An 18812-nucleotide genomic window follows, 5' to 3' on the forward strand; every position below is an offset into this window, starting at 1 on the left:
GCCGATGCAGCGTCAAGTCACCGTAACGGAAAGGGCGGCCGCCGCAGCGACCGCCCTCCGGAGATCTAGAACGACTTCCTGACCGTCACGCCCATGGTGCGCGGCTGGCCCACCGAATAGCCCAGGCGCGCCCGACCGCCGCGTTCGCGGTCGAAGGACAGCAGGGCGTTCTCGTCGAAGATGTTGTTGACGTAGGCGACCAGATCGACCCCGTCGGCCATCTCCAGCCCGACGCTGAGATTGACGATCTTGTAGCTGGGCAGCTTCAGGTTCACGACCGTCGGGACCGCGCCCGTGGCGCCGCCGAACGCCAGGCCCGAGACGAACGAGCGCGGGTTGCTCTCCTGGTCGCTGGCCTGCGTGAAACGACTGCCGACGTGCTGAACCGAGGCCGTGACATAGGCCTTCATGTCGTCGTTGATCTGCTTGTTGTAGGTGATGTCGGCCGAGATCTGGAACTTCGGCACCGACGGCAGGCGGTTGCCGTCGCGGATGCCGCCCAGGATCGCGCCCGTGCCGTCCTTCACGCTGCTATCGAACTCGGCCTCCACCAGGCTGCCCGACAGGCCGAGATCGAGACCCGAGGCCAGGCGGGCCCGGAACTCGCCCTCGACGCCCTTGGTGTGGGCCTTGGCGACGTTGAACACCACGCGCGAGCTGCACGATCCGGCGTCCAGCGTGGTCTGCAGGTTGCTGATGTCGGTGTAGAAGGCCGCGCCGTTGAAGGTGACCCGGCCGAAGCGCGACTTCACCCCGCCCTCGTAGTTCCAGAGCGTCTCGTCCTTGTAGGTCTGGTAGCCGCCGAAGATCACCTTGTCCGAGGCCGAGCACAGCGGCAGGTTCAGCGGGTCGTTGACCCCGCCCAGGCGGAAGCCCTTCGAGGCCTGGGCGTTGAAGGTGACGTTGTCGCTGGCCTCGTAGCTCAGCAGGAAGCGCGGCGTGAAGCCGTCCGACGAGGTCTTGTCGGTGCGGTTGTCGCCATTGGCGAACAGACCGCCCGACTTGAACTGGCGGGTTTCGCTGAAGTCGTAATAGCGGCCGCCGGCCGTCGCGGTCAGCTTGCCCAGCGTGTAGTTCAGCTCGCCGAACACGGCCTTCTGCTTGATGTCGTAGGGCAGGTAGGCGTTGTAGGGCGAGTTGGCCGAGAAGCCGTTGCGCACCGCCGCCGAGGTGCCCGCGCCCAGCACCGCGTCGGTATAGGCGTCGTAGCCGGGGGTCGGCAGGGTCTGGTTGTAGACGCGGTCGACCTTCGAATAGAAGCCGCCGATCACCCACTGCAGCGGCCCCTCGCCGCTGGAGGCCAGGCGCAGTTCCTGGGTGTACTGCTCCAGGTCCGTCGTATCGACCAGCCTGGACGGCAGCATCACCGCCGCGGCGGGGAAGCCCAGGTCGACCGAGACGCTGCCCGACAGGGCGCTGGCGTCGCGGTTCACGGCGATGTCGCGGCTGATGTAGCTGCTGACCGAGGTCAGGGTCGCCGCGCCCAGGTCGATATTGGCCGTGAAGTCGGCGATCAGGGTGTTGTCGGCGAAGCTCTCGTCCAGCAGCAGGTACTGCTCGCGCTCGTCGAAGGTGATCTTCGGCCGGGTCGTGGTGTTAGGGTTGGCGTAGAGGTTGTAGACCTCCTCGCGATTGAAGCCGTGGGCGCGGATCTCCTGATAGACCACGCGCGGGGTCAGGGTGACGGTGTCGGTGGGCTTGATCACGAACGACAGGCGGCCGCCGCGACGCGTGCCGTCATTGACGTTCTTCTTCAGCGAACCGCCCTCGCCGCGCGCATTGATGAAGCCGCCGTACTGGGTCAGGTAGCCGACCGCGCGCATGGCGACCTTGTCGCCGATCGGCACGTTGAACATGCCCTTCACATGGCCGCCGAAGTCGTCGCCGCCGACCAGGTTGGCGTTGGCTTCGAACAGGCCTTCCGACACGCCCAGCTTCGGCTGGTTGGTGATGTAGCGGATCGTGCCGCCGACCGAGCCCGAGCCGAACAGCGTGCCTTGCGGCCCGCGCAGGGTCTCGACGCGGTTCAGGTCGAAGAGGTCGACGTCCGGCGTGAACAGCGACAGCGAGATCACGGATTCGTCGAGATAGACCCCCACCTGTTCCTTGACGCCCGGCTGGTCGCGCACGACCTGGCCGGCCGAGACGCCGCGCACCGACACCTGGCTCTGGCCGGGACCCAGGTTCTGGATCGTCAGGCCTGCGACGTTGCGCGACAGGTCCTCCAGGGTCACCGCGCCCGAGCGCTGGATGTCCTTTTCGGTCTGGGCGTTGATCGAGAACGGAATGTCCTGGATCGAGGCGTCCCGCTTGGTGGCGGTGACGATGATCTCGTCGATGGCGGTGTTGTCGGTCTGCTGAGCGGCCGCGATGGCGGGCGCCGCGAGAATGGTGGCAAGCGCGCTGACGCCCAGCAGCGCGCGACGCGCCGAACGGCGCGGCGTAGCGATGGTCATTGAAGTCCTCCCGTATGTTTTTGGCGCGGGAAGTCGAGCCTCCGACGCAACCCCAGCGTTTCTCCTGGAATCAGCGAAAGTCAACGCCAAACGAAGCTGTGAGAAATCAGCATTTTAGACACCGGTGTCCGGACATTTAGAAACAACCGTATGAAAAGTGGGCTGAGATGACGTTGACGCATACGTGACCTTTCGCATTGCAAAAAGCCGGTCTAGGGTGGACCCAAATTCAAACTAACGTTTAACGGGGAGTACGCCTCTATGCGTGAAGCGGTCATCGTCTCTTACGCCCGCACCGGCCTGGCCAAGTCAGTTCGTGGCGGCTTCAACAACACCCATGGCGCGGCCATGGCCGGCCACGCCATCCAGCACGCCGTGTCGCGCGCCGGCCTGGAAGGGGCCGAGGTCGAGGACGTGGTGCTGGGCTGCGGCGGCCCCGAAGGCGCCACCGGCATGAACGTCGCCCGCAACGCCGCGATGTGGGCCGGCCTGCCGGTCACCACCTCGGGCCAGACGGTCAACCGCTTCTGCTCGTCGGGCCTGCAAGCCATCGCCACGGCCGCCAACTATGTCCGCAACGACGGCGCGCCGGTCGCGGTCGGCGGCGGCGTGGAGTCGATCTCGTTGGTTAATGCCGGCGGCCACATGAACCGCTTCCACATCACCGAAGAGAAGCTGCTCAAGACCCACCCGGCCCTGTGGATGGCGATGATCGACACCGCCGACATCGTCGCCAAGCGCTACAACATCAGCCGCGAATACCAGGACGAGTACTCGCTCCGCAGCCAGCAGCGCATCGCCGCCGCCCAGGCCGCCGGCCTGTTCGACGACGAGATCGTGCCGATGGCCACCAAGATGAAGGTGGTCAACAAGGAGACCAAGGAAGAGAGCCTGGTCGACTACGTGGTGACGAAGGACGAGTGCAATCGCCCCGACACCACGCTGGAAGGCCTGGCCAAGCTGGAGCCGGTCAAGGGTCCGGGCAACTTCGTCACCGCCGGCAACGCCAGCCAGCTGTCGGACGGCGCGGCCGCCGTGGTGGTGATGGAGCGCAAGGAAGCCGAGAAGCGCGGCCTGGAGCCGCTGGGCCTGTTCCGCGGCTTCGCGATCGCCGGCTGCGAGCCCGACGAGATGGGCATCGGTCCGGTCTTCGCCGTGCCGCGCCTCCTGGAACGCCACGGCCTGAAGGTCGACGACATCGACCTGTGGGAGCTGAACGAAGCCTTCGCCTCGCAGTGCCTCTACAGCCGTGACCGCCTGGGCATCGATCCGGAGAAGTACAACGTCAACGGCGGCTCGATCGCCATCGGCCACCCCTTCGGCATGACCGGCGCCCGCTGCGCCGGCCACCTGCTGCTGGAAGGCAAGCGCCGCAAGGCCAAGCTGGGCGTCGTGACCATGTGCATCGGCGGCGGTATGGGGGCCGCCGGCCTGTTCGAGATCTTCTAATTTCGTTCCCGATTTCGTAGCGCATCGGGTCAAAAAAGGCCGGGAACCCTCAAGCCGGTTTCCGGCCTTTCCTATTGGATCACGACGTTCGGGGACCTTAGAGACCCGGGCCTTGAACCCGCCGGACGCGGGGCCATCTAGGCTCTCGTCGGCGTACCGCGAATTGTCGCTTCAAGACGCCAGACCCGAGATAGGACCATGGCCAAGGCCTTCTTCACCGTCGCTCTGCTGATCGCCGCCGCGATCGGTCTCGCCCTGCCGACGCCGAACCCCAGCCACGGCCCCCAGACCACCAAGTCGTCGTTCGAGACGATCGCGCTGAACCGCGGCTAAACGCGAACGGGCTCCCCGGTCACCCGGAGAGCCCGCTGAAAGCGTCGATCGCTCAGGCGATCAGAACTCTTCCCAATCCTCGCTGACCGCAACGGCGGCCGAACCGCGGCCCGGACGCGCCGAGACCGTCGGGCGCTGCGGCGCTGGCCGGGCTTGAGGCGCCGGCGGACGATAGGTCGTCTGGGCCGGACGCGACTTGGCGACCGCCGAGCCTTCGCCGACGCGGAAGCGACCGACCAGCTCCATCAGCGCCTTGGCCTCGTTCTTCAGCGAGTGCGAGGCGGCGGTGGCTTCCTCGACCATGGCGGCGTTCTGCTGGACGACCTGGTCCATCTGGTTCACCGCGCCATTGACCTCGTTCAGGCCGGTGGCCTGTTCGGTGGTCGAGGCCGAGATCTCTTTCATCAGGGCGTCGATCGAGGCGACCTGCTCGACGATGCGGCTCAGCGCCTCGCCGGTCTGGCCGACCAGGTCCACGCCGGCCTCGACCTGCTGGGTCGAGGTCGAGATCAGGGTCTTGATCTCCTTGGCGGCGTCGGCCGAGCGCTGGGCCAGGGCCCGCACTTCTTGAGCGACGACCGCGAAACCACGGCCGGCTTCACCCGCACGGGCGGCCTCGACGCCGGCGTTCAGGGCCAGCAGGTTGGTCTGGAAGGCGATCTCGTCGATGACGCCGATGATCTGGCTGACCTGGTTGGACGAGGTCTCGATCTCGGTCATGGCCGCGACGGCCTGGCCGACGATGCGGCCCGAGCGTTCGGCGTCCGAGCGGGCATTGGCCACGACCTGCGAGGCTTCCTTGGCGCCCGAGGCGGTCTTGCGGACCGTCGCGGTGATCTCGTCCAGGGCGGCGGCGGTCTCTTCCAGGCTGGCGGCCTGCTGTTCCGTGCGACGCGACAGGTTGTCGGAGGCGTCGGCGATCTCGTCGGCGCCGCTGTTGACGCCGCCGGTGGCCGAGTTGATCGACTGGATCGCCTGCTGCATGCGGTCGGCGGCGGCGTTGAAGTTGGCCTTCAGGCTCTCGACCTTCGGGGCGAACGGCGTGGTGATCCGGTGGGTCAGGTCGCCGCCGGCCATGTGGTCCAGCGCCTCGTTCAGCGCGGTGATGGCGACGGCGTCGTTACGGGCGATCTCGGCCTTCTCCGCCTCGTTGGCGACGCGCTCGCCGTCGGCCGCGGCGCGGTCGTTGGCGGCGGCCAGCTCGACGCGGATCTTCTCCAGCGCGGAGTCCTTGAAGTAGGCCACGGCCGAAGCCATGTGGCCGATCTCGTCCTTGCGGCCCTCGGCCGGCACGGCCACGGCGTTGTCGCCCGAGGCCAGGCGGCGCATGGCGTTGGTCATGGCGGTCACCGGCGCGGCGATGGCGCCGGTCAGCAGCAGGCCGCCGCCGATGGCGATGCCGGCCGTGATCAGGATGCCGATGGCCAGGGCCAGGGTCGACTCCGTCGAAGCCTTCTTCTGGGCGGCCGCTTCGGCGGTCAGTTCGGCCTCGGCGTTCTTGGAGATGGCCTCGATGGCGTCCTCGACCGGCGTCACGGCCTTGTCGGCGACGCCATCGTGCTTGACCAGCTCGACCGCCTGCGGACGGGTGGCCGCATCGGCGCCCAGGGTTTCGCCCGGCTCGATGGCCAGCTTGCGATAGTCGGCATAGGCGGCGTCGACGGCGGCGATGCGGGCCAGGTCTTCCTGGTCGCCGTCGGCCAGCTTGCGCAGTTCGTCCAGCGCGGCCAGGAACTTGGGCTTGTGGGCCTCTTCCAGGCGCTTGACGTAGTAGTTGTCGCCCGAGAGCAGGAAGCCGCGCAGCGAGTTCTCCTGGCGGGTCAGGCGGAACGCCGCCGTGTCCGCCTGGCGCAGCATCTCATAGGCCCGCTCGGTGCGTTCCACGGAGTGACCGTAGCCCACCTTGTTGGCGTAGAGCGACGCACCCATCAGGACGATGGTGGTCAGCATGACAGCGAACACCGCCATCAGTTTCTGCGGAATTTTCAGATCGCCAAAAGACACCGGCCGGGGCTCCTCAAAATGGGGGGCGGCGACCGCTAAACCTTGGATAACGCTACTCTTTAAACTGGTACTACGGTTCGCGGGCGTCACAGACAGCAGTGGGCCTCGAAGGGTTGCCGGGGCATTAACCGTGACGTGGCGGAATGTCGCACAACGGGCATTTCCCGCTATTTTTTTGATCAGTGGGCCTCATCCCAGTTGAGTGCGGCCCGCGCCTCGACCGTGAGCGGCACACTGAGCGCCACCGCCGGCTCGGCCGCTTTCTCCATCACCGTGCGGATCACCGCACAGGCGCGGTCGGCCTCGGCTGCCGGCGCCTCGAACACCAGTTCATCGTGCACCTGCAGCAGCATACGGGCCTCAAGGCCCGCGGCTTCGAGCGCGGCCGGCATCCGGACCATGGCCCGGCGCATGACGTCGGCGGCCGCGCCCTGGATCGGAGCGTTGATCGCCGCGCGCTCGGCGAACTGCCGCTGGCCGACCGACTTGGACTGGATCTCCGGGATGTTGATCTTCCGCCCGAAGATGGTCGAGACATAGCCGTGCTCGCGCACGAAGGCCTTGGTCGCGTCCATATAGGCCTGGATGCCCGGGAAGCGCTCGAAATAGGTCTTGATATAGGCCCCGGCCTCGCCCTGGCCGATGCCCAGCTGGTTGGCCAGGCCGAACGCCGAGATGCCATAGACGATGCCGAAATTAATGGCCTTGGCTCGGCGGCGGATCATCGGGTCCATGCCCTCGATCGGCGTGTCGAACATTTCCGAGGCCGTCATGGCGTGAATGTCCAGGCCCTCCTGGAACGCCTTCTTCAGCTGCGGGATGTCGCCGATATGGGCCAGCAGGCGCAGCTCGATCTGGCTGTAGTCGGCGCTGATCAGCACCTTGCCCGCCGGCGCGATGAAGGCCTTGCGGATCTTGCGGCCTTCCTCGGTGCGGATCGGAATGTTCTGCAGGTTCGGGTCCGACGACGACAGCCGTCCCGTCGTCGTCGCGGCCAGGGCGTAGGAGGTGTGGACCCGGCCCGTGCGCTCGGCGATCGCGGCGATCAGGTTCTCGGTGTAGGTGCCCTTCAGCTTGGACAGCTGACGCCAGTCCAGCAGCACGCGCGGCAGCTCGTGCTCCAGGGCTAGGCTCTCCAGCACGTCGCTGTCGGTCGACCACTGGCCGGTGGCGGTCTTTTTGCCGCCCTTCATGTTCATCTCGCCGAACAGCACGTCGCCGATCTGCTTGGGGCTGCCCAGGTTGAAGGGCCGGCCGACCAGCTCCTGGGCGCGCTCCTCGAACTTGGCCATGCGCAGCGAAAACTCGTTGGAGAGCAGGCGCAGGGCCTCGGGGTTGACCATGACCCCCTCGTTCTCCATCGCCGCCAGCACGGCTGGCATCGGCCGCTCCAGGGTCTCGTAGACCGTCGACAGGCCGGCCCGCGCCAGGCGGGGCTTGAGGATTTCCCACAGGCGCAGGGTGACGTCGGCGTCCTCGGCGGCATAGGCAGTCGCCTCGGGCAGAGCCACGTGCTTGAAGCTGATCTGGCCCTTGCCGGTGCCGCACACCTGCTTGAACGGGATCGGCTTGTGGCCCAGGTGCAGCTCGGACAACTCGTCCATGCCGTGACCGTGCTCGCCGGCCTCCAGCACGTAGGAGATCAGCATGGTGTCGTCGATCGGCGCGACGTCGATGCCGTGACGGGCCAGGACGGCGATGTCGTACTTGGCATTCTGGGCCACCTTCAGCACCGCCGGGTCTTCCAGCAGCGGCTTCAGCGTGGCGGTGACGTCGGCCAGGGCGATCTGCTCGATGTCGGCGGGGGCCTCGAAGGCCAGGCCGTCGGCCTTCTCGCAGTGGCTGATCGGGATGTAGCAGGCCTCGCCCGCCGCGATCGCCAGCGACACGCCGCACAGGCCGGCATTGGCCGAGGACAGGGCGTCGGTCTCGGTGTCGAAGGCGACGACGCCCTTGGCCGTGGCCTTGGCGACCCAGGCGCGCAGGGTTTCAAGGTCGCGGACGCAGGCATAGGCGGCGTGGTCGATGGTGACCGGCTCGGCCACCGGATTGGCGGCGGCGCGGGCGGCGGCGCCCATGTACGAGACGGTGCTGACCGGAGCCTTCGGCGTGCTGGGCGCGCGGTCGCTGCCGCCCGACAGACCTAGCGTACCCGGCGCCATCGCGGCCGAACCGTCGCCGACCCGGCGGGCCAGGGTGCGGAACTCCATCTGCTCCAGGAAGGCGGCCAGCACCGCCTTGTCCGGCTCGCGCACGGTCAACTCGTCCAGCGGCTGGGGCAGCGGGGTGTCGCAGTCCAGCTTCACCAGGGCCCGCGACAGGCGGATCTGGTCGGCGAATTCGATCAGGGTCTCGCGGCGCTTGGGCTGCTTGATCTCGCCGGCCCGGGCCAGCAGCGTGTCGAGGTCGCCATATTCGGTGATCAGCTGGGCGGCGGTCTTGATGCCGATGCCGGGCGCGCCGGGGACGTTGTCGACGCTGTCGCCGCACAGGGCTTGGACGTCGACGACCTTGTCGGGATAGACGCCGAACTTCTCGAACACCTGCTCGCGCTCGATACGCAGGCCCTTCATCGGGTCGAACATCGAGACGCCGTCGCCGACCAGCTGCATCAGGTCCTTGTCCGACGAGACGATCACCGCCTCGCCGCCCATCTCACGAGCCTTGCAGGCATAGGCGGCGATCAGGTCGTCGGCCTCGTAGCCCGGCAGCTCGATGGCCGGCACGCCGAACGCCAGGGTCGCCTCGCGCACCAGCGCGAACTGCGGGATCAGGTCCTCGGGCGGCGGCGGACGGTGGGCCTTGTACTGGTCGTAGAGCTTGTTGCGGAACGTCTTCTCCGAGTGGTCCCAGATCACCGCCAGGTGCGTGGGCGCGTCGCCCTGCATGTCGCGGATCAGCTTCCACAGCATGTTGCAGAAGCCCTGGACGGCGCCCACCGGCAGGCCGTCGCTCTTGCGGGTCAGCGGCGGCAGCGCGTGATAGGCGCGGAACAGATAGGCCGAGCCATCCACAAGAAAGAGCCGGACGGCGGGACCGTCCTGGGTTGGTTCGGAAGCGTTCGGAGGCGGGGGCGCGGCGGCGTCGGTCATGGCCGGCAACATAGGGGGAGCCGGGTGTGTCGGGAACCCTCTGGCGGCGCGCAAATCGATCGCCTAATCTCCACCTTAGGTCGTGTCGCCAGGGGGCCGCGCGCCGCCTTTCACGGGGTCTCGTCTTGTCGCGTCAATTCCTGCTGGCCTTGCTCGTGGCCGGCTTCTGTGTCGCCACGGCCCATGCCGACGATGATGACGACAAGACGCCGGGCTGGGCCCCGGCCTGGACGGCGCGGGCGCCGCGCGAGAAGGCCAAGGCGCTGTTTCCGAAAGGCGCGACGGAGAGCGGCCGCGTCGTCCTCGACTGCGCGGTCGCGGCGGACGGCAAGCTGGCCGACTGCAAGACCATCAGGGAAACGCCGGCCGGTCAGGGCTTTGGCGCGGCGGCGCTAAGCCTGGCCGCCTACGAGCGGGTCAAGACCAAGGACCAGGCCGGCGCCTCGACCGTGGGCCGCCGGGTGCGCACCGGCTTCGACATCCTGGCGCCGGGCGACGCCGAGCCCGATTGGCTGAAAAAGCCCACGGCCTTCGATCTGGCCGGCGTCTTCCCGGTCAAGGCCATCAACGCCGGACGCGTCGGGCGCGCCTCGATCAACTGCAAGATCACCGTCGAGGGCTTCCTGGAGGCCTGCAAGGTGCGCGACGAGGACCCCGTCGGCCTCGACTTCGGCCTGGCCGCCCTGCAACTGGCGCCGCAGCTGCGCATGACGCCGCGCATCCGGGGCGGCAAGGCGGTCCCCGGCGGCGAGGTCACCATCCCGATCGTCTGGGCCGGCGTGCCCTCGCCCGAACTGGGCAGCTCCAGCGTCGTGCTGGACCCGCCGTGGGTCCAGGCGCCCACCCAGGCCCAGGTCAACGCCGCTTGGCCCAAGGAAGCCGCCGGCCTGCCGTCGGGCCAGGCCGCCCTGCGCTGCGAGCTCGACGACACGGGCGGGCTGCACAACTGCGACACCATTTCCGAAAGCCCGAACGGCAAGGGCTTCGGCAAGGCCGCCAAGGCGCTGTCGAAGTCGTTCAAGGTGACCGTCGAGTCCAAGCTGTCCCGGAAGTACGCGATCGACATCCCGTTCCGCTTCCGCGACCCGGCCGCGCCGGACATGCGCAAGCTGACCAAGCCGCGCTGGATCGAGACCCTGACGGCCGACGGCATGGCCTCCGTCTATCCCGAGGCGGCGACGAAGGCCGGCGTGAAGTCCGGTTCGGCGGCGGTGCGATGCCTCATCACCCCGACCGGCGCGCTGGCCGACTGCCAGGCCGTGCGCGAGGCCCCGACCGGCCTCGACTTCGGCGCGGCGGCGATCAAGGCGGTCTCGCTGATGCGCATGAACCCCTGGACCAAGGAGGGCGACACGGTGGACGGCCTGACCATCACCATCCCGATCACCTTCTCGATGGCGGATGATGCTCCGGCCGCGCCGGCGGCGCCGAAGACGGGCGGCCAGCCTTAAGCTGATCACTCCGCCAGCTTTCCTCGCCTTGCGCGCGGGGGGCGGGAGGCGTACGGGAACCACGCTCCGCGCGGTACGCGGACACTATTTCAGGAGAGCGCGATGGGTTACCGGGTCGCCGTGGTCGGCGCCACGGGCAATGTGGGCCGCGAGATGTTCAACATCCTCGAGGAAGTCAAATTCCCCGTGGACAAGATGCACGCCATCGCCAGCCGCAAATCCATCGGCGTCGAAGTCTCGTTCGGCAACAAGATCCTGCACTGCGAGGACCTTGAGCAGTTCGACTTCTCGACCGTCGACATCGTGCTGATGAGCGCCGGCGGCGCCATCTCCAAGGCCTGGGGCGAGAAGATCGGCGCGGCCGGTCCGATCGTCATCGACAACAGCAGCCACTTCCGCATGGACCCGGACGTGCCGCTGGTGGTGCCGGAAGTGAACCCGAACGCCGTCGACAAGCTGCCCAAGAACATCATCGCCAACCCCAACTGCTCGACCGCGCAGCTGGTGGTGGTGCTGGCCCCGCTGCACGCCGAAGCCAAGATCAAGCGCGTCGTCGTCTCGACCTACCAGTCGGTGTCGGGCGCCGGCAAAGAGGGCATGGACGAGCTGTGGGACCAGACCAAGGGCGTCTTCGTCCTGGGCTCGCCGCCGCCCAAGAAGTTCACCAAGCAGATCGCCTTCAACGTCATCCCGCACATCGATGTGTTCATGGAGGACGGCTACACGAAGGAAGAGTGGAAGATGATGATGGAGACCAAGAAGATCTTGGATCCGTCGATCAAGCTGACCGCCACCGCCGTGCGCGTGCCGGTCATGGTCGGCCACGCCGAAGCGGTGAACATCGAGTTCGAGACCCCGCTGGACGAGGAAGACGTCCGCGAGATCCTGCGCGAGGCCGACGGCGTGGAAGTCATCGATAAGCGCGAGGACGGCGGCTACATGACGCCGAAGGAAGCCGCCGGCGAGTTCCCGGTCTATGTCTCGCGCATCCGCACCGACCCGACCGTCGAGAACGGCATCGCCCTGTGGTGCGTGGCCGACAACCTGCGCAAGGGCGCGGCGCTGAACGCGGTGCAGATTGCTCAGCTGCTCCATGACAAGGGCCTGATCAAGTCCAAGGCGGCGGCTTAACTTCATCCCGTCTCCCCGGCGAAAGCCGGGGCCCAGATGGAAGGGCGCTAGGGCTGACGCTATGAGCTCAGCGCCCTTCCCGTCAGCCCAAGCGCCTTGAGATCTGGGTCCCGGCTTTCGCCGGGAAGATCGGGTTTGGGAAAGCTCCGCAAGTTTCGGGCGGACAGTGATCCTTCCACCTGAGAAACGCTCCGAGCCATGCCGCCTAGCTCCAGCCCCGCCACCGATAGCCGTCCCGCCTATGCCGCCGGGGTCGGCTGCTACGTGCTGTGGGGCTTCCTGCCGCTCTATTTCCACCTGCTGTCCAACCTGGGCGCGACGTCTTGGGAGATGATCGCCCACCGCTCGCTGTGGTCGGTGCTGTGGGCCGGCGGCCTGGTGCTGATCGCCAGGCAGGGCGGCCAGGTCGCGCAGGTGCTGCGCCAGCCCCGCACGCTGGGCATGCTGCTGCTGTCGACGGCGGCGATCTTCAGCAACTGGACGATCTACGTCTTCGCGGTGAACGCCGGCCACGTGATCGAGGCCAGCCTCGGCTATTACATCAACCCGCTGATGAACATGGCGGCCGGAGCGCTGCTGTTCCGCGAGCGCATGACCACCGAGGGCAAGGTCGCCATCGGTTTCGCGGCCGTCGGCGTGGCCATCCAGACCATCGCCCTGGGCCACCTGCCTATCGTCTCGCTGGGCCTGGCCGCCACCTTCTGCGCCTACGCCATCCTGAGGAAGCGCGTGAAGGCCGACGCCCAGACCGGGCTCTTCATCGAGTGCGCCTATCTGGCCCTGCCCGGCCTCTTCTATGTGATGCATCTGCAGTCGACGGGTCAGGGCCACTTCGGCCACGGCGGCGCGGTGACCGCGCTGCTGGCCATCGCCGGTCCGGCCACGGTCGTGCCGCTGGCCCTATTTGCCTGGTCGGCCCGCCGCCTGCCGCTGAGCGCCGTGGGCTTCCTGCAGTTCATCGCCCCCACCATCCAGTTCCTGCTGGGCGTGGCGTTCGGCGAGGCGTTCACGCCGCTGCGGGCGCTGTCGTTCGTGTTCATCTGGCTGGGCGTGGCGACCTTCGCCTACGGGGCCTGGAAGAAGACCAAGGTGCTAGCGCCCGCCTGAGGTCCGGGCCATGGTCGCGGCCATGGCGGATGAGCAGACGATCTCCAAGGGACGCGGCCGGCTGATCCTGGCCGCGACGGTGCTGGGCTCCAGCCTGGCCTTCATCGACGGCTCGGTGGTCAATGTCGCCCTGCCCGCCATCCGGACGGCGCTGAAGGCGCAGCCGGCCCAGATCCAGTGGATCGTCAACGCCTACCTGCTGCTGCTTGGCTCGTTGGTTTTGATCGGCGGCTCGGCCGGCGACCGCTACGGACGACGTAAGGTGTTCGTGGTCGGCGTCGCGCTCTTCGCCCTGGCGTCCCTGGCCTGCGCGATCGCGCCCAATGTCGAGCTACTGATCGCCGCCCGCGCCGTGCAGGGCATCGCCGCCGCCTTCGTGGTCCCCGCCAGCCTGGCGATCCTCGGCGCGGCCTTCGACGAGGAGGCGCGCGGGCCGATGATCGGGGCTTGGGCCGGGTTTGGCGCGGTCACCGCCGCCATCGGGCCGGTGCTGGGCGGCTGGTTGGTCGATGCGGTGTCGTGGCGGGCCATCTTCCTGATCAACCTGCCGATCGCCGCCGCCACGGTCTGGCTGACCCTGAAGGCGGTCCCCGAGAGCCGCGACCCGGACGTGCAGCACCTGGACTGGCGCGGAGCGGTGCTGGCCGCCACGGGCCTGGGCGCCCTGACCTGGGGCCTGACCGCGGCCGGCGAGCGCGGCTGGGCCAGTCCCGCCGTGTGGAGCGCCCTCCTCGCCGGCGCGGCGATCCTGGTCGGCTTCGTGGTGCTGCAAGGCCGCGAGGCGCATCCGATGATGCCGCTGTCGCTCTACCGCTCGACCACCTTCAGCGGCGCCAACCTGCTGACCCTGGCGCTCTATTTCGGCCTGACGGGCGCGCTGTTCTTCCTGCCCTACGAGCTGATCGCCCGGCATGGCTACAAGGCCGCCCAGGCCGGGGCGACGTTGTTGCCGCTATCGCTGGTGATGGGGACACTGTCGGGCGTGGCGGGTCGCGTGGCCAACAAGGTCGGGGCGCGGGCCATGCTGACGGTCGGACCGATCACCGCCGGCGTCGGCTTTGGCCTGCTGGCCGGACCGTGGATCGGCGGCGGCTTCTGGACCGGCGTCCTGCCCGCCCTGCTGATCCTGGCGCTGGGGATGACGATCAGCGTCGCGCCGCTGACCAGCACGGTGATGACCGCTGTGCCGTCGAGCCACTCGGGCGTGGCCTCAGGGATCAACAACGCCGTCGCCCGCGTCGCCGGCCTGCTGGCCGTGGCGGTGCTGGGCCTCGTCTATTTCGCGCCCGAAGGCGGCGGCTATCCGTGGGTGATGGGGATCAGCGCCGTGGCGGCGATCGTGGCGGGCCTGGTCGGGGCAGCGACCATCAGAACCGATGCGCCAACCCGAACACCAGCTCCAGGTCCGGAGTCTGTCGGTTGAGCCCGGCATAGACCGAGGCGTCCAGCTGGACGTCCTTCAGCGACTTCGGCGTCCAGGCGGCGGTCAGGTCGAAGCTGGCCTGGGTGACGTGGCCCGACGGATCGTCGTCGCGATCGACCCACAGCTCCGCGCCCAGGTTCACCGGCCCGACCGCGCGACCAACGCCGCCGGCCAGGGCATAGCCGGCGTGACGGCCCGAGCCCGAAGCGTTCTCGCGCGCCTCGACCTGTGGCGACAGGCTCAGCGACCAGTCGGCGTTGAGCGGGATCGAGACCGGGACGATTACCCCGCCTTGCCAGAGATCGGAACCGATCCCGTGCGAACCGGTCGGGGCGGTGACGAACGGCTGCACGGCGATCGAGACGCCGTCACCGGCTGGGTTCTTTAACGACCACCGCAAGGCCGCGCCGAGGTCGCCAGCGCCCGAGACGACGTCGACCACGCCGTGGTCCTTGGTCCGCACCCGCTCGTGGGCGGTCCAGCTCAGCTGGCCTTCGAGAGTGGAGGTCAGGCCCAGCCGCAGCTCCAGCCCGCCGTACGAGACGTCATCGACCGAAACCCCGCCGCCCCGGCTGAACGCGGCGTCGACGCCACCGACCTCGGCCTGGAAGCGCCCGGCGTCCAGCACGCACGGCGGCGAGCCCTTGCCGGGCCGGTCAGCGCAGAAGTCGCGCTCTTCGGCGTGGGCCACGTTGGCGGCGGCCAGAACGATGAAAGCGATCGAGGCGGTGCGGATCATGCGGCTCTCCTTGCCCGCATCCCTAACGCCAAAGCTTCAACAGCGTTCTAAAGCGAGGCGTAAGCCGCTTCGATCAGGCGCACGGCGCGCGGGTCGCCGATCAGGGCGTTGCCCTGCTTGTTCATCACGTACGACCCCGACACGCCCCGCGACGGATCGGCGAAGGCGCACGAGCCGCCCCAGCCCGAATGGCCGAACGCGTCGGTCGTCGGGCCATAGAACATGTTCGGCTCATTGCGCATGAAGCCCGCGCCCCAGCTGATCACATAGGGCAGGACCAGATCCTGGCCGACGATGCGCTGGGTGGTGGCGGCCTTGATGCCGGCCGGGGTGATGATCGAGCGGCCGCCCAGGGTCCCGTCGGTGGCCAGGGCCCCCATCAGGCGCGCCAGGGACTCGGCGGTGGCGTGGCCGTTGGCCGAGGGGATCTCGACCCGCCGCCACTCGGCCGCGCCCTTGCCGCCGGGCGAGGACCACGGCTTGAGGAAGGCGGCCTGCACGGCGTCATTCAGCTCGCCGAACTTCGGCAGGGCCGTCGGGCGCATCAGCTCGGAGACCCGGCCATGCTCGCTGTCGGGCAGGCCGATCCAGATATCCAGGCCCAGCGGCGCGCAGATGTCTTCCCGCAGCGCCGTGCCCAGGGTCCGGCCGTCGACGCGGCGGAAAATCTCGCCGGCCAGGTAGCCGAAGGTCACCGGGTGATAGCCGCTGGCCGAGCCGATCGGGAACAGCGGGGCCATGGCCGCCAGCTTGGCGCAGGTGGCGTCCCAGTCGAACCACAGGGCGGGGTCGGTCTCGTCCGGGAAACCCGACAGGCCGGCCTGGTGCGACAGGGCCTGCTCGACCGTGACCTCGCCCTTGCCGTTCTGGGCGAACTCCGGCCAGACGTCGGCGACGGGCTGGTCGTAGGCCAGGCGGCCCTCGTCGACGAGGCGCGCGACCATCAGGGCCGCCACCGCCTTGGTGGTCGAGAACAGGGCCGTCAGGGTGTCGGGACCGAAGGCGACCTCGCGCTTGCGGTCGGCATGGCCGCCCATCAGGTCGACGACGATCTCGCCGTCGATGGCGAACGCGAACCGCGCGCCCAGTTCACCCTCGGCGAAATTGGCTTCGAACGCCTCGCGCACGCGGGCGAAGCGGTCGGGGCAGAGGCCGGTGATGTCGGTCATGTCTAGGCCAGGCGCTCGATACGGACGGTCGGGGAGGTCTGCTTGATCCGCGCGCCCATGGCCACGATCGGCAGCTCGGGCGCGTTCCAGACATTGGCGGCGGTGACCGTCTCGGCCACCCCGCCCACGGCGCGGGCCAGGCCGTACGAGAAGGTCTGCCCCTCCAGGATCGAGGCGGCGTAGAGGGCGGTCAGCAGATCGCCGGTGCCGTTGGGCGAGCGCTCGGCCTTGGCGTGGGCGGCGAGCCAGGCTTCCTTCTTGTCGGCCAGGACGGCGCCGATCTCGGCCCCGCGATGGACGGACGAAACCAGCGTGATCTTGCCCAGCAGCCGGGCGGCGCGCATGGCGTTCTGCGGGTCGCGGGTGTCGGTGCCGGTCAGCTTCTGCAGCTCCCAGCTGTTGCAGGCCACGACGTCGGCGCGCGGGATCAGGTCGGCGATGATGGCGTCGGCGGTGTCGGCCGGGATGTAGAGGCCCTTGCCCGCATCGCCCATGGTCGGGTCGACGATGACGGTCGGCCGACGGGTGGCCGCGCCGTTGGGACGGGGCGACTCGCGCACCGCGTCGATCACCCGGGCGGCGGCCCGCACCTGGGCGGCGGTGGCGAAGTAGCCGGTGATGACCAGATCGACGAGGCCGAACAGGCCGTTGGCCTCGATGCCGTCCATCATGCCCTCGAACACCTCGATCGGCACCGGCGCCCCGCCGGGGATGCCCCAGCCGGGATGACGGCCGTACAGCACGGTCGGCACGACCATCGAGTCGATGCGGAACTGCGCCAGGGCGGTGGCCTGCGCCGTCGCGCCCACCTGGCTGCCGGCGACATGGCTGGAGATGATCAAGGCTAGCGGCATGCCAAAGCGATTAGCCGAGCAATTCAGACTTGAATAGGGCGCGTATGCGCTTGGCGCAAAAAGAAAAGGCCCGCCGTCGCCGGCGAGCCTTTCCTCTTGGATTCAAACGATTTCCGCTGCGGAAAGCGTCGCTATTAGTAGCGATAGTGGTCCGGCTTGAACGGACCGGCTTCCGGCACGCCGATGTAGTCGGCCTGATCCTTGCGCAGGGTCGAAAGCTTGGCGCCCAGCTTCTCCAGGTGGAGGAAGGCGACCTTTTCGTCCAGGTGCTTGGGCAGGGTGTAGACTTGGTTCTGGTAGGCGTCCTTGTTCGTCCAGAGTTCGATCTGGGCCAGCGTCTGGTTGGTGAACGAGGCCGACATCACGAACGAGGGGTGGCCCGTGGCGTTGCCCAGGTTCACCAGGCGGCCTTCCGACAGCAGGATGATCTTCTTGCCGTCCGGGAATTCCACGTGGTGGACCTGCGGCTTGATCTCGTCCCACTTGAAGTTCTTCAGGCCGGCGACCTGGATCTCCGAGTCGAAGTGGCCGATGTTGCAGACGATGGCGTTGTTACGCATCTGCCGCATGTGATCGACGGTGATGACGTCCTTGTTGCCCGTGGCGGTGACGAAGATGTCGGCGCGGCCGGCCACGTCGTCCAGGGTCTGGACCTCATAGCCTTCCATCGCCGCCTGCAGGGCGCAGATCGGGTCGATTTCGGTGACGATCACGCGGGCGCCGCCCTGGCGCAGCGAAGCGGCCGAGCCCTTGCCCACGTCGCCGTAGCCGCAGACCACCGCGACCTTGCCCGACAGCATGACGTCGGTGCCGCGACGGATCGCGTCGACCAGCGATTCACGGCAGCCGTACAGGTTGTCGAACTTCGACTTGGTGACGCTGTCGTTGACGTTGATGGCCGGGAACGGCAGGTCGCCCTTGGCGGCCATCTGGTACAGGCGGTGGACACCCGTGGTGGTCTCTTCCGACACGCCGCCGATGGCCGCGCGGATGGCCGAGTAGAAGCCCGGCTTTTCGGCCAGGTACTTCTTCATCACGGCGAACAGGGCTTCTTCTTCCTCGTTCTGCGGGTTGTTCAGGATCGACGGATCCTTCTCGGCCTTCGGGCCCAGCACGCAGAGCAGGGTGGCGTCGCCGCCATCGTCCAGGATCAGGTTCGGGTAGCCGCCGTCGTGCCACTCGAAGATCTTGTGGGCGTATTCCCAGTACTCGACCAGGTTCTCGCCCTTGAAGGCGAACACCGGCACGCCCGAGGCGGCGATGGCGGCCGCGGCGTGGTCCTGGGTCGAGAAGATGTTGCACGAAGCCCAGCGGACCTCGGCGCCCAGGGCCGTCAGCGTCTCGATCAGCACGCCGGTCTGGATGGTCATGTGCAGGCTGCCGGCGATGCGGGCGCCCTTCAGGATCTGCTGCGGACCGTATTCGGCGCGCGTGGCCATCAGGCCCGGCATTTCGGTCTCGGCGATAGCCAGTTCCTTGCGGCCGAAATCGGCGAGCGAGATGTCCTTGACGATATAGTCGGCCACGGTCGGGCTCCTGCGGTCGGGTGGGATCTTGGCGAGGCTTATAGCGCGCTCGATCCTTCCTAGCAATTAACGCATAAA

General features: G+C 68.1%; 13 protein-coding genes. 6 read left to right on the top strand and 7 right to left on the bottom strand.

The annotated features are described in order from the left end of the window. Nucleotides 1-65 precede the first annotated feature (65 nt). The gene (locus tag AC07YH_RS11870) at nt 66-2456 is read right to left on the bottom strand and encodes a TonB-dependent receptor (RefSeq protein WP_494747190.1); all 2391 of its coding nucleotides are present in this window, start codon (nt 2454-2456) and stop codon (nt 66-68) included. Nucleotides 2457-2717: 261 nt separating this feature from the next. Between AC07YH_RS11870 and AC07YH_RS11875 the strand changes: the two genes are divergently transcribed. Together AC07YH_RS11875 and AC07YH_RS11880 are read left to right on the top strand one after the other, a co-directional pair. Continuing rightward, a complete protein-coding gene (locus AC07YH_RS11875) occupies nt 2718-3905 on the top strand; it encodes an acetyl-CoA C-acyltransferase (protein WP_494747191.1) in 1188 nt (395 codons plus the stop codon). 198 nt (nt 3906-4103) lie between these two features. Further along, a complete protein-coding gene (locus tag AC07YH_RS11880; RefSeq protein WP_494747192.1) occupies nt 4104-4238 on the top strand; it encodes a hypothetical protein in 135 nt (44 codons plus the stop codon). A gap of 60 nt (nt 4239-4298) precedes the next feature. On the opposite strand, the gene AC07YH_RS11885 is transcribed toward AC07YH_RS11880, so the two are convergent. After that, the gene (locus AC07YH_RS11885; RefSeq protein ID WP_494747193.1) at nt 4299-6242 is read right to left on the bottom strand and encodes a methyl-accepting chemotaxis protein; all 1944 of its coding nucleotides are present in this window, start codon (nt 6240-6242) and stop codon (nt 4299-4301) included. A gap of 179 nt (nt 6243-6421) precedes the next feature. Continuing rightward, complete coding sequence (polA, locus tag AC07YH_RS11890) at nt 6422-9334, bottom strand: DNA polymerase I (RefSeq protein ID WP_494747194.1); 2913 nt, start codon at nt 9332-9334, stop codon at nt 6422-6424. A 125-nt stretch (nt 9335-9459) separates the two neighbouring features. On the opposite strand from polA, the gene AC07YH_RS11895 reads away from it, so the two are divergent. From AC07YH_RS11895 to AC07YH_RS11910, 4 genes are all read left to right on the top strand, one after another. Next, nucleotides 9460-10785 (top strand): energy transducer TonB, encoded by a 1326-nt coding sequence (locus AC07YH_RS11895; protein ID WP_494747195.1) that lies wholly within the window; start codon nt 9460-9462, stop codon nt 10783-10785. Nucleotides 10786-10887: 102 nt separating this feature from the next. Next, a complete protein-coding gene (locus AC07YH_RS11900; protein WP_494747196.1) occupies nt 10888-11916 on the top strand; it encodes an aspartate-semialdehyde dehydrogenase in 1029 nt (342 codons plus the stop codon). Nucleotides 11917-12114: 198 nt separating this feature from the next. Continuing rightward, nucleotides 12115-13023 carry an EamA family transporter RarD gene (rarD, locus tag AC07YH_RS11905; protein WP_494747197.1) on the top strand — a complete coding sequence of 303 codons (909 nt, stop codon included), beginning with the start codon at nt 12115-12117 and terminating at the stop codon, nt 13021-13023. A 10-nt stretch (nt 13024-13033) separates the two neighbouring features. Further along, complete coding sequence (locus AC07YH_RS11910; protein WP_494747198.1) at nt 13034-14446, top strand: DHA2 family efflux MFS transporter permease subunit; 1413 nt, start codon at nt 13034-13036, stop codon at nt 14444-14446. On the opposite strand, the gene AC07YH_RS11915 is transcribed toward AC07YH_RS11910, so the two are convergent. The 4 genes from AC07YH_RS11915 to ahcY all read right to left on the bottom strand — a co-directional run bounded on the left by AC07YH_RS11915 (nt 14391) and on the right by ahcY (nt 18734). Further along, entirely contained in the window at nt 14391-15185 is a 795-nt protein-coding gene (locus tag AC07YH_RS11915) for a transporter (protein WP_494747199.1), read from the bottom strand. The genes AC07YH_RS11910 and AC07YH_RS11915 overlap by 56 nt on opposite strands. 47 nt (nt 15186-15232) lie before the next feature. Beyond that, a complete protein-coding gene (locus AC07YH_RS11920; RefSeq protein ID WP_494747200.1) occupies nt 15233-16354 on the bottom strand; it encodes a serine hydrolase domain-containing protein in 1122 nt (373 codons plus the stop codon). 2 nt (nt 16355-16356) lie between these two features. Then, the gene (locus AC07YH_RS11925) at nt 16357-17208 is read right to left on the bottom strand and encodes a bifunctional hydroxymethylpyrimidine kinase/phosphomethylpyrimidine kinase (protein ID WP_494747201.1); all 852 of its coding nucleotides are present in this window, start codon (nt 17206-17208) and stop codon (nt 16357-16359) included. Nucleotides 17209-17342: 134 nt separating this feature from the next. Then, nucleotides 17343-18734 (bottom strand): adenosylhomocysteinase, encoded by a 1392-nt coding sequence (gene ahcY, locus AC07YH_RS11930; protein WP_494747202.1) that lies wholly within the window; start codon nt 18732-18734, stop codon nt 17343-17345. Nucleotides 18735-18812 lie beyond the last annotated feature (78 nt).

Source organism: Caulobacter sp. GW456-12-1-14-TSB4, assembly GCF_059424195.1.